We start from the raw sequence: 16,401 nt of genomic DNA, 5'->3' as shown, positions 1-16,401 counted from the left end.
TGGCTTTGTTTAATTTTACACCAGGCGATCTCTGAACTCCATGAGAAAATCCAGCAAATATACTTTTTGCTGACTCAACCACGCCACCGAGAATACTTGATGCTTCACGCCCACCAATCCATGAGATTATATAGTCAGGCATAGTAACTTGTAGCGAAAAAACTCTCGTAACAGTAGTCGTGCATAACCTTGCATAAATCATTAAAAAGCCCATCAAAGAGACCAGCCCTGTTATAGATTTCGCTTGCACGTTAGCAATAGCGGAACCAAACAATAAATTCAATAATGTGCCAAGGGCTACTATGACTATGCTAGCAAAGACGAAACCAAACACCATCAATAGAGGCCTAATCATTACATCTATTAGGAATATATATCCATAAGCGGAGCGATGACCTTTTTCAGCTTCGGTTCCGATATGAGTTGCTGCCCAAAGAGTAGCTCCGGTTGGACCGACAAGGACGCTTACTAACCAGTTAGCTGCCGCTGCTATCCAATAGATTAATGGTATTAGAGGTAAGTATATAGAAAGGCTAAATCCTATGCTAAATAAAGCGAACAGGACAAAATATATAAATGGTGAGAGAGTAGAAACTAAGTTTTTGAGAGCATCACTTCCTTTGAAAGATAATATGGAAAGGACTTTTCCAGATACACCCTCCGTATAAGTATCGACTGCAACCTTAACGGCTGTAAATGTCATTAATGATATTTCAGTCGCATCAAGAGTGTAATCACCCACTGCTTTCATTTTGAGCAACGGATTCATCTGATTACTACCAACCGATGGATTCCCTATTTGGGCAGTTGCAATAAAATTTGTTAGACGTTGCATGGGGGAATTGAAAATGCCAACAAATACTGCATCAGGTGCCGAAGCATCGGTCGCTTGTTGAGTATCTTTAGTACCCTGTGTCCCAAGAGGTGGGGTGTAGCTAGAGTTCTGCAGTTGAGCTTGATACGCCGTTTTGATACTGGCATATACTTCACCCGCCCCCAGATCACCTAATCCAGACATACCTGCAATAACTGGTTTTAACTGTACAGCCTCATTGACTTTATTATTGGCAGTGGCAAACGTCTGATACCATGAACCCAGTGCTAACCAGCCATTTTTCTTCAATTGTGCATTAAGTACAGAAGCTAACTCATCAGTGTTCCCTTGGGCTTTTAAAGCCTGATTAATCCTATCTTCATAGGCACGGGCAGCCTTCTGTATATCCGTTTCTGCATCGGGTAAAGAACCACTACCATTAACTTGCTTGTTGACCAATGAGGTAACAAATAGTGATGCCGATTGGGATAAATTATTCTGCATTTCATTCATTGCACTACGTTGCGCATTAATTATGCTGTTAGTGTCGACTGGTACAGGAAATAACCAACTTGTTGTTTGATCAATGAGGCTTTCGGGTAATCTGGCAGATCCGCATAAGGCGTTCCCATTACTGACTTCAAAGCCATCGGGCAGAGAGTTAATACGCATTAATGGGGTACCACCTTGACCATATTGTTGGTACATGGTGCTGAGTTCATTGTTGATGCCATACAGACAGAGATTCATTTCATAGATAGCCCGTGCTGCGCCAACAGTTTGGGGGGCCACAGGTTGTACCACTAGAGAATAGCCATCCTCTAATAAGTCAACGATACGGTCTGTTACCAAGTTTGCGCTACCAACCCCCATGATAGAAGCAGCCCACAAGAAGGTGAGCTGGGCAATTGACCAACCGGAAACGGTAGGGACTAGAGTCAGAAAACCCGCAGCGGTACTTACTGGCCCAACCATTGAACTGCCTTGGTTAAATATCTGTCCATTCTGGCCAGCTTTGACCATATGCTTAAGCGTAACAAACAAAAACCAGACAACGGCGATGGCCATGACAATACCGTTAAAAACGAAGAACATCTGACCGATCATACTGGAATCGGTCGATAGTGGATTAGTGACAACGTCACCGAAAATCATAACCAGGATTTGACGTGATAAGTCGGAACTGCGTTTAGCTGCCTGTTCAATGGAGCTAAAACTTACCGTTGTATCGGCCCAGGCACTGGCGGTAAATAGATATAACAATGCGCCAGCCATTATTTTTCGTATGGCATTCATAGTATTGACTCGCAGATATAAAGAGGTGCCCGCCTGGGTTAACAGGTGAGGATGGAAAATCTCATGGGATGGTAGAGGGCTAAAGCTGAAGGTCGATCATCGGTGTTTTAGGGGCATTTACGTATATCAAGCAATCGTTTTTTACTCTTTACTTGCAGTGATGATGAAATTGTTGATTTGAACCAGCACACCTCGACCAAAAAGTCGTTAAACCCACCACGTTCTTCTGGCGAAGTTCGTTGCTGGTTCAGTTGCCATAATCGCCAGGTACAAATAAGTGCCTGGACAAATGGCACTGCAGCCAGTGACAGCAACACCAGTATTAGTACAAATCCTTTTACCAGTACCAGAGGTGTGTAGATGCTACTAACCGCAATTGCCAAAAGAAGTCCTATAGCCAGTAATGACGGAACTGCTGCTAGGATGAGGCATACCATTTTTCGGCGCTTAAATCGGCGTAGTAAGCCATTGACTGACAGACCACTGGCGGCTACTGCTTGCTCAAAGCTCAGGATGGGTTCTTTTAGCCTTAATTCCAATTGGTTAGAGGGCGAGAGATGTTTTAGCCGTTTGAAATTATTGAACAGCGATGGTCCTATTTTGGACGCCGCGTAGCGTGCTTCTGAAAGTGGTAAAATTATGTTAGTCGAGTAATACAAACCTTTGCTTAAACGTTTTCCCCACTGAGGCGATTTTTCTGCTTTATTAGTCATTTCTGGATACTCCCGCGTTAACTTCACGCATTTTGGCTTGCAATTGCGGACGGTAATTCTCCGTGGCGGCGAGAGACAGCTGTTGACCTTGTAGGATGTTATTTTTCTGCATTTCACGCTTGATGCCTAATAACAGCCAATTTTGTTGGGACTGAATAAGAATAGCTTCACGCAACAGGAGATCCCCTTCCATATTTGAAATGTCATTTAGGTATTCGGTATTGGCATAGCGGCGACCGGCTTCGAATTGTTCAAACTCTCGTTCGGACATAATGCCGGTGCTTTTAGCTTCTTCTGAGGCAGTACGGTTGAAATAGGCTGCAGCTGACGGGGAACGTAATGTTTCCTTTGTAATCACGTCTTTTGTAGCCTCGTTAGGCTGACTTGCGGCGATCATCGCCAGCATGGGTTCACGGGCAGCTGAGTTAATCGCTTCGTATTGGGTCATAATCCCAATATATTGCTGACCAGAAGTTGTTTTGACTTCACCTTTCCCTAACTGCTTACCTGCGGCAGCTGGCGCACTATTAATAGCGTATGCCATAGCAGCATCGGTTTGTTGCTGGTTGAAAGTGAGGTCCGGGGTTTTTCCATCTTTACCCGCGCCATCCAATAAAGAGGTTAATCGCTTATCACCCCCCGGACGTTCTGAAATAGCTTTGCATAACGCTGTCCCACCGTAAGCCGCTACATCCGTAGCATCACAGTAATCAGCATGTATAGCTGCTGTGCGAAATTGTGCTTGCTCTTGTGGTGGTGTTGGCGCGGTTATACCTTGTCTAATGGTGTTATTACTAATTCCGGCACCACTGGCCAATGCTCCTTGATGGGCCCGTGCGCCACTTTGTACTTGAGCCGCTACACCAGAACCGGATTCAGAACAGATGCTATCGGGAATGGTATAGGTTCTACGCGCCTGCTCAAGTTTTTCAGCCTGTCTCGCGAAAATATCCTGATCACGTTGAGCCTGTGCCGCTTGTTCAATTTGTGTGGCCACCTTTCCTCCATTTTGATTAATGGCCGCGCCAACTTGATGTTGAGTAGTGGCAATCTCAGTCAACGTCCCGTTGATGATCCCAAGGGCAGGAGCCACTTGTGTTTGTATCGGGATGCTCGTCATAACCTCTACCGGATAGGCTAAGGCGTATCCAGGTAGGCAAGCGGATAGAACCAAGCTGGTCAATAGACTGAATTGGCCAGAGAAATAACGATGGGTGTGCATGATTAGCGCCTTACCATAAGGGTCATGAAGACAGATAGAAACAAGATGCAAACGAATAGAAATAAGAGAAGTAAATCTGTGGGGTGGAATAAGTGTCTAAACTGCGAGTTTAAGATAGCGTTAATAATACGTTTCACCGTTCACATCTCGATGTCGATGGTTTTGAATCCTTGGTTGCAATGTGTTGGTGCTATGCGGCGTTGCCTTGAATATAGCCAGCCTTGGCAATTAACTCGTCGGCCAGTTGTCGAATGACACTGTCTTCATCGTCATTACCGGCACGTTTTTTCATCATCTGAATATGTTTCTCTGCAGATCCACCGGGGAACGTATCCGCCAACAGCCTACGTGCGGTTTTGCCGTCCAATGCGTCATATAAAAAGTTGCGCAAAGCTCGATTAGCCGGCGTTGAGTTCAAGGCCCATAATCGCAGTGGACCCGCCGTGTTTTTCAGTAACTGAGCGACGTTACCGTTGGTCGTTTGGAATACGGCAAGGAAAGTGACACCGCTGCCATCTGCCGCCGGTCCCCGCGTGGTGTTCAAAAGTTTAAGGAGTGTTGTGCGCGGCACATTGAATGTTTCCTGCAGAACAGGGAAGTCTTTGGTTCTCACGCGCATTAAATAGAGTGAGTTGGCTGACTCCAGAATAGATTTTGGATAATCATCGAGATACTGAGAGGCGAACACGGTACGAATACCGAATTTACGTTGCTCGCGGTCCTCTGTTTGCAGTGCCTCCCACAGTGTATCGATGCCTTTAATGTTGTGTAACTCGTCAATAAATATGAGTTTTACTTCTTGATCTAATTGCTCGATACGCTTGCGATGTAGTGGAATGTAACGCTCATTCAATTTGCTGTACAACTCATCCTGATACTGCGGCAGGTAGAAATCATTGGCGCCAGCAAGGTGGCGAGCGAACTGGTACATAATACCGGTACGAATCTTCCCTTCCGGGGTGTTTTTGCCCGCCACATTATTGACATCGACAATGCGAATTCGTGTATTGGGGCTGACGGTAAAACGAGTACGCCCCGCAATCAGTGGATAATCGAAGAGGGCTTGTGTCAGGCAACGAGAAACATAACTGAGCAGTAGTTCATCAGAGCCAGGCCGATTGACTTTGCCAAAAGCAACTAATAATTCTTTGCTATTGAGTGCCCCTTGTAAGTCATTTAACTCGGGTACCGCCTGTGCCTGAGCGAGCGAGGCCTCATACACATGCCCGTGATCAAAGAGTAAATCTCTCACTTCATACCAGGTAGCCATTTCCCACCACTGAGCGTCATGTTCAGCAATGCAACCACTGTTTTTCAATGCAGTATCAACAGCAGGTACAAGGGTCGCACCATACCGAATTGGTTCATCATCACTATTTTTGCGATATACCATGTCCACGGCGCGAGACAGAATTTGTCTACAGGATGCAGAGTCTGGGGCGATGCCTTTCTCTGGGTCGATACATAAACTGAGTAGCATTCCCAATATATATTCACGCTCGGTACTGATGGGGTATTTCAAGCCAAGAAGAATATCAAACGGGTTACGGCAGTGATCTGCATCGTTACGCAGGATAATACTGATGATTTTGTCTTTCTGATCAGGAGAAAGACTGTCGGAAATTAGGTCATAGAAACCTTGTGCGGTAAACCCCTTATCGGTAAAGGCCATAAAGGGAAGGTCACTGTTTCCATTAGCAATGGCATCAAGATGTAAGCTGTTAGCTAACAGCGACTTTCCTGAGCCAGGAGAACCCGCAAGTAACTCTGTATGCTTTTCCTGTAACGAGCTGGCTAACTGGATAGGATACGGTTTACCGTCCACAGTTTGATGAATAGAGTTCCCTTCGTTTCCCCATGGGCTGGCCGGACGCTGCAGGGGCATTAACTTGATACCTTCCGAAAGCGGCGGGAACATCAATGTAGAAGCACTAAAACTTGATGCCAGCGGTAGTGTGTTGATCCAGGCACGGATTGGGTCACCAAAGGTTTTGGTCACACTGGATACGCCCCACGATTGAAGTGACTTTTGCAGCAGTGTTAAGTTGCGTTTAAGTCGGCTTTTATCCGCATCCCAAGTACTGGCTGTAATGCTCATCATGCACACAGGCTCTTTCTTATTTTGTTCCAGCAGCCAAGAGACAGACTGGTAAATATCGCGTAATCCAGGGACAAAAGCGACAAAGGACAACAGGTTATGTTTGCTATTGAGCAAATCCCCCCCACCAGGCATCAGATCGAGTCTTAACCGCCAAGGTATTTGCCTCGGAACCTTCTTAAACAACTGGCTAAAGGGTTCAGGGCGTTGCGGGGCAAGCGTCATGGCTAATTGACCATGGTACAAACCGTCCACTTCGATCATGCTGCCGTGTGCTTTCACTTCGGTGTCACAATATTGAAAGTTGAGATGAGGTGCCAATGCAGCACTAATATCGTCACCGCGTAGCTTGCCATGAGGGATAACACGATCACCTGGTAACAGTGGCTGCCAGCTTTCATCTGTGCTGAGTCGTTCGATTTCATCCCTGAGAACGTGACCTGCTTCATGGGCGTCGAGCAAGCGCACCATTACACCTTCATTGCCATCTTTAAGATCAGTTGCCAGTTTGTCGATAAACGCATCATGTCGCATTTTCAAGCCTTCAAACTCGGTAAATACTGGATTCTGGCCGAAACGTGCCTCTGGCATATTTTTAAACTGTTTGTCTTGTCGTTGAACTTCTTCCTTACGTTCAGCCAGAGGCAGTGATGAGATTGCGGTATAAACTGTCAACCAAACACGTTCTCGGGCAACATAAGGCGACATTTTGACAATTTGTTCATCCACTAAATCGTCCAGTTCAAGCCCCAGCTTACGGTATGCCAGTCTTTGAGGCTCAACCAGCCGCGTTATTTCTTCTTTTCCCCGTGTAGGATCGCGCTCAAAGACAATACATAACTTTTGCCCCAAGGCTTTAAAATCGCCTGTTAAGGAGTCTCTGAGTTTCAGAACAAACCTGAGAAAGCTATCAGTATCGGGGATGTCGCCCACAGTACGAGGCTCGGCTTCACTGAATTCTCTGAAAGCGCCCAAAACCTCAAAGCAGCTGGCGTAATCATTGTTGTGTGTCACATGAATGTACGGCGCGGCCAATGAGGGGTGTCGTATTTTGTCGTCGGGAGTCAGCCCAATGACTGTGCGTAGGTCACAATACTGGGAAAAATCCCGCCCTAATGTGTAGCGAGAAAAATAAGCAAAAGCATCTTCGATTTTATCGACAATCATGTTCAGCTCCGGGAGCAATAATCACGGTATAGGAGTGACCACCAGGTTGTATTGGCATCTAGCCCTGTGGTTGCCAGTCGTCCTTTGAGGCGACCAGGATGTAGCGCCAGTGCCAGATGGCGGCAGCGGGACAGTAAGGATTCACGTTTTTCATCCGGGAGACGTTTCAAGGCTTCACCGAATGCTTGAGGATGCGTTGTTCCCCATGATTTGCGTACTGGCTTGTCGTGAGAGGTGAGCCAATTGAGTAGAGCTTTGGCATCTTGCTGATATTCTTCACTGTCAGATTCAAGTGCCTGAGCGATGGCCCGTTGTAGATGATTGATATCCTCCGGTCGCAAAATTGGCAGATAGACAATTACCCCGGCTTCCGCCGTCACGGTATCCAATTGTTGCCAGGCTAGACACAGTGGGTCAGCGACACAAAGGTTATCTCGGAGTGTATTTAGTTGGTTTTGGTCACGAAATATCACGGTATTTTTAGGTGACTCGTAGCCACAGAATTCACAGTTATGTCCCGCCATACGGGCTGTTTCATCTAATGTATTCTGTTGTTGAGGCGTGCGGGAAAGGCCCGTCACACGACGGGAAACGGAAAAGACCAGCATTAGAACTCCAAAGAATGGGGGCTTTCGGAAAGAAGCCTCATTGAGACGTTCGAGTTAAGTAAGGCCGGCCACAAGGGCCGGCTATCTACGTTAACCGACAGATACTGGGTTCAGCCCCATCTGCTTCTGGCTACGATTAGCAATCTGATCAAGCGCAATAAAACAGCCTCCCGCTGCAAATAATATCAAGATGTGCCAACCCTTGATTTGTGGGTTATTTTTCTTGGAAGCCATCATGCCGATGGCAACAGCTATTAAAATGAGGCCGAGGGTCATTGACGCTTTCACGATAGGCTCTTTTAAGGAATAAATGCCGTCCAAAGGGGCTTTAATCATATCGACAAGATCTCCATCGGCATGGGCGAGAGGGGTCAGGAACCCTGCCAGTAAACCTGCAACGATGCGAACATATTGCCGGCGGAGTGTTTCTGCCAGTAAGGCTGCTTTAACTGAGATGAAAAGTGGAAAGTCTTTCAAGATTTGACGAGCGTTCATTATGACCTCTGTATTTACCAATGAAAATTGATTGTGTTTTGTAGGGCATCGAGTACCCGTGGATTGACTGCGAGCAGGGTGCCAATAATTATTCGTTTAGCGCCGCTAGCGACGTCATCACCGGCGCTAAGACCGGTATGACCGTCTTTTGTAGAGCGTCTCAGGCGCAATAAACCCTGATACGCATAAATGACACCGATCCACTGCAGAAGCGTAAGACCGGCATTAATGGCGACCGCAGCAGGGCCGTATTTGCCTTCGGAAACATAGGCTATTGCACCAAAAGTGACGTCACCCAAAGCCATTTGTCGTGAGGTTGCATTCATCACCTGATGCAGTGCAATAACGCAGCCGCATATCAGAATGATCAGCATGATTTTTCCAGGGCCGTCTTGTACCTGTCCTCTGCGTGCACGACTGGCGATATTGCCAAAGTGCAAGACCAGCATGATTAAGCCACCTACTGCCCCCATCGCGATGATCAGCTGAATTCCAACCGCCGTAACGTTGTTGACGGCGTTGGCCAGCATTTGGACCAAGTCCATAGGTATCCTTACCGGATAACACCGGCAGTGGTGATGACCTCACGATTTTGAGTGTCAATGCGTTGCACGGTGGCATGACCAATGCGGTCACCCGGTTGCAGTGCCCAGGTACTTCCCTGATAAGTCACCCAAGCTAATCCCGGATATAAACTGTTGATACTGGCCCCCCGTAATCCGCTGTTTTTTGACGCGGTGCGGTGGGAGGCTTTCGGTGCAACAGCAGAGGCTGTGGTCATGGTGGATACAGATGCAGGACTTGGGCGTTGTGCCAAATAGGCAACCTGCTGCTCCAGGAGGCGCAAACGTTGATCCAATGCTTTTATTCCTTCACGGTTGTTTTCCCCGTATACCCGCAACTCTTCAACTATTTGCGGGCCAGGCTCTGTCAGGGTACTGGCCACAGGCTCCCTCGTTGGCGGTACGTCGATGGTCGTGTTCTGCACTGATGTTGACGGTGGTGAGTAAGGTACGGGCACAATAGGCGGTGTGGTTATGGGCTCTTGAGCCGCAAACTGTGGCGACGCACCGGTACTCGAGGGGGCATTACGCAATACACCGAAAGCGACAATTCCGACGATGACGACTCCCATCATCCCGGCTTGTAACGGGGCAACCTTTAAGCCGAAAGGCAAAGTGATAAGTTTGGAATGGGTTGGCTTACTGGCGATAGGTGTTTGGGTTACTTCTGGTTCATTTTCGGGCAAATCAACTGGGGGCGTCTCTAGGTCAAAATGAGATGTTGTCATTAGCGTGCTCCTGCTTGGGGTATGGCGGCCGCGTTTTTGTTGAGACGGTCGCTCTCATATACACCTTTCATAAATTGGATGGCCACAACTTGGTTTTTGTAAACACGAACCTGTTGGACGGGAAGTTTGGCAGCATCACTCGCCATCACTTGGCCAGCTTGAGAGCCAATGCCACCGACGATGGTACCTGCTACAGCTGAGCCTTTAACCGAGCCGGTCCCGCCGCTGATCGTGCCAGCGTTGGTCGATAGGATTTGCGTGTTTTGTTGTTTATACAATTCACCCAATCCACCAATACCAGTGGCAACGGCGGGCAATATAATTCGGGAGATATAACGGTTGTGGACGTCACTGGCGACGGAGGATTGCAACGTATCGTCTTGTAAAGCATAGGCATCGACCTGATATTCAATACCGTTGAGTGTCATGCTAGTGAGATGGATGACCACTCCGTTACCCGCCAGTTGTATACCCCGAGCGGTGAAGCTGGCTCCCGCTAAAAAGCCTGCAGGAATATGAGCCTTAACGATTGAATTGAGGTTGTCAGAGTCGATTGCAGTGTCTATTACACCCGGCCTAAGTGTATTCGGTGGCACAACCATGAGGTCTTGAACCCCGTTATTGGCTGTTGTTTGGCTCGATACAGTCACCGGCGCATTGCCTGGGAGCCCATTACTCCATGCACTAAAAGCATTCTCTGATGTACTGCCTGATTGCCCATTGCCTTGTTGGCTCTGACCAAAAGAACTAGCCAATTGTATGCCACCAGGCTTCCAGCGCTCGTTAAGTAGTTTCATGTAACTATTGAGAGCGGCTTTTTCGTTCTCAGCTATACCTGAGTTGGTTGTGTCCCCTTGAGAGGAGGTTACGGTTGTAGTATTTAGGCTTACAGGTTGTAGAGCCGGTGTTGGGGCGACAGGTTTGACATCACTCATGCGTAAGGACGCCACAAAGCTGTTTCCCCCGCGGTCTGCCGTTTTTCCACCGATGTTATTAGCTTCACTTTGTAACTTCCGGTACTGCGCTGTTTCAATACTGTTATGCGCGGCATTGTTGGCCACGCTGTTCAATTTATAATTTGACGGTGTTGGCTCTGCTCTGTGTAACCATCCCCACCCGAGGTAAGCTCCTGCGCCAACAATAGTGACAACAGCAATGCCCAGTATCAGTGATTTTTTTCCGTCATTTGCAGCATCTTGTTCAATGGCCATCGGCTTACTCCAGGTTGATGTTCAGTGTGGTATTTCGGCTCTGAACGGAAAAAACCACTTCGGGGGTGACGGGCAATTTCCAAACTCGAGTTCCATCTGCTGCTGCCGAGGTTTCTACAAACGCATCCCGTATATCGCTGCGTGAGCGGATATATAAGTCATCGCCTAATTGCCAAACAGATGTCATCGGGACGTTGCCACTGGTTTTGAGACGCTTAGCTTCTTTGGGAGGGACACCATCCAAAAAGGATTGCAATGTTGGATTGTCCAAACTGATTTTTTCTCGAGCAATAGGTTGGGCTTTAGCGGCTGGGCCCCGCATAGGAATACGAAGGTTCAGACTGCTATCTGTAATTTGTGCTTGTCCGGGGTTATCTGGTTCGCCACTGGATAAGGCGATCACTACAGGCACCGGTAAACCTTTCAGATATACCGTCACGCTCCCAGAGTCATAGGCCCGTCTGGCCTGAACTGACATTACCGGACTGTTTGGAATGTAATTGATGGAAAAACCGGCTTCGTTACCGTTGATTGGCGGCGCGTCAATATTCCAGGGCGCGCCTGTTTCATCAGTAAAAGATACGGTCGCAGGAAAGTTTGGAAGTGCCCGCAGCATGGGTAGTGAGGCACCAGGTGACAGGTTGACCGTCAGAGAACTAATCCGGGGAACCGCAGTGACGGGCGCTCGCCCCTCACTACGTTGCAGTTGGTCAAATGTCCCCCGTAAGCCAGTCACATCATCAGGCGATAATGGAGCCATCTGACCCTGAGCATAAGTTAGCGCGGGTGAGGGTAGAGGGGTTGCTCCGCCTTGAGGAAGTGGGGCTGTAGGCGCAGGCCCTGCTGTTGGTGCCACCTGAGCGGCAACATTTTGTGGTGTACTGGTTGTCGGTGCTGCACTTAGCGTTTGTGCTGGTTGCCAGGCATTGGGGGCTGCAGCGACGTCAGTGGTGATTGCAGCGCTAACACTGTTAACCAACGTTAACAGGAGCAGACTGGCATACTGGATTTTCATGGTTATTGAGCCTCATAGGTAATGAGCTGAGATACTTCCAGACCGGTATTCTTCAATCGTGGATCGGTACGCTGAATAAGCAGTGACAACACAAAACTTTGTTCAGGCAGTGACGTTGTCTGACCGGTCAATTTGAATTTGACGGGATATTGAATTTTCCAGGCATATACCCCGTTTTCTAACGTTCCCTTGCTAACGACTACGCCTGGAGACGTCATCACCGACATGTTCATTTTTTTGTCTTTGATGGAGGCAAGTACGTTGGATGTGGTCAGCGCAGCGTAATAGCTGCGAAAGCCTTCATCTGAGAATCGGGGAAGTAAGTTATTCATTTGTGAGCGGTAATTCACGAAGTCGAGAGTGAACGCCTCACGAATAACACGGTTGCCAAAATCGGTAACATCCGCATCACTGTAAGCTGGCTGATCTGTTGGGGTCAGCGGGATAACACGACCATCTTGCGTTGCAAAATATTTTACTGGCGGGTTTAAAACGGCATATCCCAGAACAGCGATAATCAACAGACAAAGAAAAAGAGAAGCACTTTGCCATATGTTCACCATGAGAGATTTTCGGGTGAAACTGACATTGAGCTGGCTTTCAATGTGCTGTGCTCTTGCAGACGCATACGGGTCAGCACTCCCCCCATCAGAGGGAGCGGGTAGATTTTTTTTCATGGTGACATCCACTGGCAAGCCCCGTAGGGGAGACCGAACGGGGTTGCAAAGAAGAACAGGGGAAACCGCTAAAGGTACGGTCGGTTAGCGAGTGAAGATGTAACCGTCCCCGGAGGCGGAGCTCACTGGGGACGTAGCTGCAGGTATCTGACTATAAGTGGTAGGTGCATAGGACTGAGGTGCACTGACTGAATTCGATGAGGTGCCAATTACACCGCTGGTGCGAGACGACAAATCTCCCCATGGGTCAATGTTACTCGGTACATATTCTTGGATCTTGTCTCTTGCAGCGCGACAGATTTTGTCCTTTATCCCGTTCAAGATGCCACTGAGATCAGGGAAAGTCGGTACCGTAATGGCTGTACTGATATCTCCCAAGCATTGCTGCAATCCGCTTGATACCTGATTTTCACGTTGTGACCATGCTTCTGCAGCTTTGCGAGCACGTTCGTAGCCAGCCTGCGCCCCAGCTTGTGCCGCAGTAGCCGCACGGCAATCCGTTGCTTGAACCTGCAGAGATAAGGTGCTGGCCACCAGGGCGGCAAGTATAAAATAGTATCTTCGTTGCATTGCCTTTCCTTATAAGCCTGGACGCGGTGCCTGAGGTGCCGGATTGATCCGGTTTTCCACGGTGTGATTGTCCCGGCTCTGCGGGGCTTGCGACGGTGGAATATAGTCGTGCGTAAACCCAAGTTGCTTATGCAGTGCCGGGGGGCACTTTGCGGGTTCAACCAGCGTCGCATAAAGTTTGTCTTTTTCCCCCTGGAGACGGAACACGAAAGCGTTATTGGCTCCTTCGGCGTGATTGATGGCATTACCGTGGCCTATGGATTTGATGCCGTCAGCCGTAACCGCATTTAAGGCTACATAACGTGTCCCTTTGTCATTGATACAAAGTTTACCGAGCACCGGATGGTACTCACCTTCGTATTGCACGACGCCTTGCACATAATCGCCTAAGCCTTTTACCAGTAATAACTTAAGTTGGTTTTCGGCTGTCATCGTTTTCATGAGTACAGTACCTGCATCTTGGGTCTGTGCAGGCAGTGGGGTGGTCGCCGGTCGAGTGGCAGGGGCTGTTGTACCTTGGCCGTTAGGCTTAAACCACACAAGGTCATTGGCCTGTGCAGGCAATGGAGGCAGTGATACCCCAGCTTTTGCCGCCAGTTCAACAACCTGCTGTTGTAACGCAAAAAAATGGGCCATGTCATAAGCTGTCAGTGACGCTGGCGGTGTAGTCTGCTGTTCATGGCTGACAAGCAACTGAGGGTCGACTGCCGGCTTTATTGCCCATTGATTACGGTGGGAAATGATTTCCTCCGTCTGTTCAACTCCGTTTTTATCGACCACGATCTTATTGTTCGCGTCACGTACTTTAGCCTGGACCGTGACCTCTTTACTGCCGAGCCAGGTTAGCGTCACCACATCGTTTTTACTGAGGCCACTGTCTGGCATGACCTGTGCCAACTCTTTCCCCCAAACGTAACGTTCTCCATGCGCGGTACGTAAATGTACGTAATAGCTAAGATTCTCAGACGAATCAAAATTGTACGGTGCGGGACCATGCCCCAATAAAGCGCCTGTCAGACCTGCTTCGCTTTCCTTACGACTGGCATTTCGCGGTATTTCTGGGGGAAGCACTGTAGGCCGTAATTCTGGAGGTAATTCGTTCGCCAATGGTGATGATGTTGCTGTTGCTGTTGCTGTTGCTGTGGCAGGTTCTGTTGTTTGCCCCTCAGTCATAATAGATGCTGTCTGTGGGCCAACGGGTGTTGCCTCAGCTCCTGGGGTTGGTTCGTCTGCCAACTGCTTACGGGCCTCATCTAACATCAGTTGCTGCTGCGGGTTTTTCATTTTGACATCGAGGTTGTATTCAGCAATTAGCATAATGGCGCGATGCTTGAACTGATCGCTCCCCGTAAGCTCAATGCGCCCCCGATATTGTTCGCGTGAAACAAGTAAGGCCGTCAATATCATGGCATCACTTTGGCTTGCTGCCGCGTTCGCCATTGTGATGCGGTCGCCGTGGTCGACAAAGGCGGGTTCACCAGAAAAGAGATATTTTACTGACCGTCCATCGAGGGCCATTTCATGAGTAATTTGTTGCATCAATGCATCTAGATCGAGTGGAGCCACTTGGCGAGCTTGGCCCGCAGGCATCTCGATACAGATAGCGTCTTCCGTTTGTGCTGCCAGGTTAGCCTCTGACTGGGCTTGTTGCTCATTAGGGGTTGATGTTGCAGGTTGAGGTGCCAGCCGGCCAGCGAAAGAAACTAACTCAATGGGTTTTTCTTTGGGCGCCGTAACTGTGGGTATCGTTGGGTTAGCAATTGGTGCAATATTTTCCTGTTTTGCTTCTTCAGCCTCATTTTTAACTGCCGCAGGTGTTTCTGGAATAACGATTTGCTCCGTAGCTAAAGGTGCTTCCTGAATAACAGTCTGCTCTGCAGTGACAGGGGGTATGGGGTCATTGATAGCATATGGTGTGAAATCTTGGACCTCTTGGTCGAAGACGCTATCAGCAATATGACCATAGTCAGCATATTCATTAACGGGTACGTCTTGTACGGAGGGTATATCAATTTCAGGTGTGGGCTCAGTCTGTGTATTTTCCATTGTTGTGGGTTCCAGAGGTGAGGGACGATGTAACGGAGCAAAAACAGGGGCCAATTGTTCTGCGAGTGCCGACAAACCGCGTGACTGGTGAAAGTCATTGAAGTCCGTCAATCCCTTCTCGCGCTCAGCTGCAGTAAATGCCGGTAATATAACAATGCCGCCAGTAAGCTCAGCGGCTTCTGTGGCTTTTTCTTTCCCCGGATTGCCAGGGCGTTTTGGCTTAGGAAGATCATCATCAGCCAAGAACAAGGTTGGACTGTCGGGGTAACGCTCGTGCAGTGCTTTGGCCACCTTGACCAAGTTGCCAGAATCAACGGTCATCACCACCGGGTATTTTAGAGCCATAGCCCCACTGGCGGCGGTGGCATAACCCTCGGCAAAGACAATGGGCTGACCATTCTTAAGGGTGCCACCAACAATGAAGAAATTACCTTCTTTTTGCCCCCCCTTGCTTAAACGCTTACTGCCGTCGGGTGCAATGGTTTGTAGTGTTCGTATATCACCGGCGACATTCAATAATGGAATGACCAATTGATTACGATCATCAATGAGCATTCCTTTGGCTACCTTCACGCCCTTTTTCTTTAAGTAGGGGTGGTCTTGGCTGGCTTGGCTCAACCGCTCGTATAACTTGGTGACTTCGACTGATTTCTTATCTTGCTCTTGGCGTATTCTGGCATCGCGCCGTAGTTGCTCTTGTGCAGCCATTGCCTTGCGGTGTGCTAACACTATGGGGTCAGGCCTGTCTGAGTTCGATGACCAGGTATTTCTATGGCCATCACGATGATCAGCAAACCAACCATTGGCAAAGCCATCCAAATGACCAACATAAACGCCAGATTTTTTACCTTGCTTGTCATCATTCATCGATATCCGATGAGTTAGACCATCCATCTCTGGGTCGCCTTGAAGATTTCCGCCGAGTGAACGGATAAAGTCGCCAAACTCTTGGGCGGAATCGTTATTGGTTTCGGTGGCCAGCGTATTATCGATGCGCCAGCGAGTGAGTTTGTCGAGTTCAGAGCCCTCTTTGGCAAACCACATTTTGCGATCAGGGTCGAACTCCAGCGCATTCTCACCATTGTCCAGCTTACCTGCCTGCCGTTTGGCTTCTTTCAACTGTTCGAATGGAATAACGAGGTAGGTAGATTCAGTTGCTTTCATTGTGCCTCCCAACA

13 protein-coding genes are annotated in these 16,401 nt (G+C 48.5%); all 13 read right to left on the bottom strand.

Annotation, left to right across the window (positions count from 1 at the left end):
• A partial coding sequence (locus ACQ4OC_RS16275) for a DotA/TraY family protein (RefSeq protein WP_430971410.1) occupies positions 1-2,089 on the bottom strand: 2,089 nt, incomplete at its 3' end.
• A gap of 128 nt (positions 2,090-2,217) precedes the next feature.
• A complete protein-coding gene (traX, locus tag ACQ4OC_RS16270) occupies positions 2,218-2,823 on the bottom strand; it encodes a conjugal transfer protein TraX (protein ID WP_050289008.1) in 606 nt (201 codons plus the stop codon).
• Complete coding sequence (traW, locus tag ACQ4OC_RS16265) at positions 2,816-4,045, bottom strand: conjugal transfer protein TraW (protein ID WP_120806751.1); 1,230 nt, start codon at positions 4,043-4,045, stop codon at positions 2,816-2,818. The genes traX and traW overlap by 8 nt, the downstream gene beginning before the upstream one ends.
• A 190-nt stretch (positions 4,046-4,235) precedes the next feature.
• Positions 4,236-7,310 carry a type IV secretory system conjugative DNA transfer family protein gene (locus ACQ4OC_RS16260; protein WP_120806750.1) on the bottom strand — a complete coding sequence of 1,025 codons (3,075 nt, stop codon included), beginning with the start codon at positions 7,308-7,310 and terminating at the stop codon, positions 4,236-4,238.
• A gap of 2 nt (positions 7,311-7,312) precedes the next feature.
• Complete coding sequence (locus ACQ4OC_RS16255; protein WP_050074479.1) at positions 7,313-7,918, bottom strand: hypothetical protein; 606 nt, start codon at positions 7,916-7,918, stop codon at positions 7,313-7,315.
• A gap of 90 nt (positions 7,919-8,008) precedes the next feature.
• Positions 8,009-8,413: a DUF6750 family protein gene (locus tag ACQ4OC_RS16250; protein WP_120806749.1), complete on the bottom strand. Its 405-nt coding sequence runs from the start codon at positions 8,411-8,413 to the stop codon at positions 8,009-8,011.
• A gap of 14 nt (positions 8,414-8,427) precedes the next feature.
• The gene (gene traQ / locus ACQ4OC_RS16245; RefSeq protein ID WP_050074337.1) at positions 8,428-8,958 is read right to left on the bottom strand and encodes a conjugal transfer protein TraQ; all 531 of its coding nucleotides are present in this window, start codon (positions 8,956-8,958) and stop codon (positions 8,428-8,430) included.
• Between the two features lie 8 nt (positions 8,959-8,966).
• Complete coding sequence (locus ACQ4OC_RS16240; RefSeq protein WP_234049652.1) at positions 8,967-9,704, bottom strand: hypothetical protein; 738 nt, start codon at positions 9,702-9,704, stop codon at positions 8,967-8,969.
• Positions 9,704-10,915: a conjugal transfer protein TraO gene (traO, locus tag ACQ4OC_RS16235; protein ID WP_430971409.1), complete on the bottom strand. Its 1,212-nt coding sequence runs from the start codon at positions 10,913-10,915 to the stop codon at positions 9,704-9,706. The genes ACQ4OC_RS16240 and traO overlap by 1 nt, the downstream gene beginning before the upstream one ends.
• A gap of 4 nt (positions 10,916-10,919) precedes the next feature.
• A complete protein-coding gene (locus ACQ4OC_RS16230; RefSeq protein WP_050289002.1) occupies positions 10,920-11,930 on the bottom strand; it encodes a DotH/IcmK family type IV secretion protein in 1,011 nt (336 codons plus the stop codon).
• A gap of 2 nt (positions 11,931-11,932) precedes the next feature.
• Positions 11,933-12,607: a DotI/IcmL/TraM family protein gene (locus tag ACQ4OC_RS16225; protein ID WP_050074341.1), complete on the bottom strand. Its 675-nt coding sequence runs from the start codon at positions 12,605-12,607 to the stop codon at positions 11,933-11,935.
• A gap of 84 nt (positions 12,608-12,691) precedes the next feature.
• A complete protein-coding gene (locus ACQ4OC_RS16220; RefSeq protein ID WP_234049650.1) occupies positions 12,692-13,177 on the bottom strand; it encodes a hypothetical protein in 486 nt (161 codons plus the stop codon).
• Positions 13,178-13,186: 9 nt separating this feature from the next.
• On the bottom strand, positions 13,187-16,387 hold the full coding sequence (locus tag ACQ4OC_RS16215) for an LPD7 domain-containing protein (RefSeq protein WP_430971407.1): 3,201 nt from the start codon (positions 16,385-16,387) through the stop codon (positions 13,187-13,189).
• Between the last annotated feature and the right edge of the window lie 14 nt (positions 16,388-16,401).

It is taken from the genome of Yersinia sp. J1, from assembly GCF_050586585.1.
Classification (GTDB): domain Bacteria; phylum Pseudomonadota; class Gammaproteobacteria; order Enterobacterales; family Enterobacteriaceae; genus Yersinia; species Yersinia entomophaga.
The sequence above is the reverse complement of the archived record's forward strand: the minus strand, read 5'-3'. Positions and strand labels throughout refer to the sequence as shown.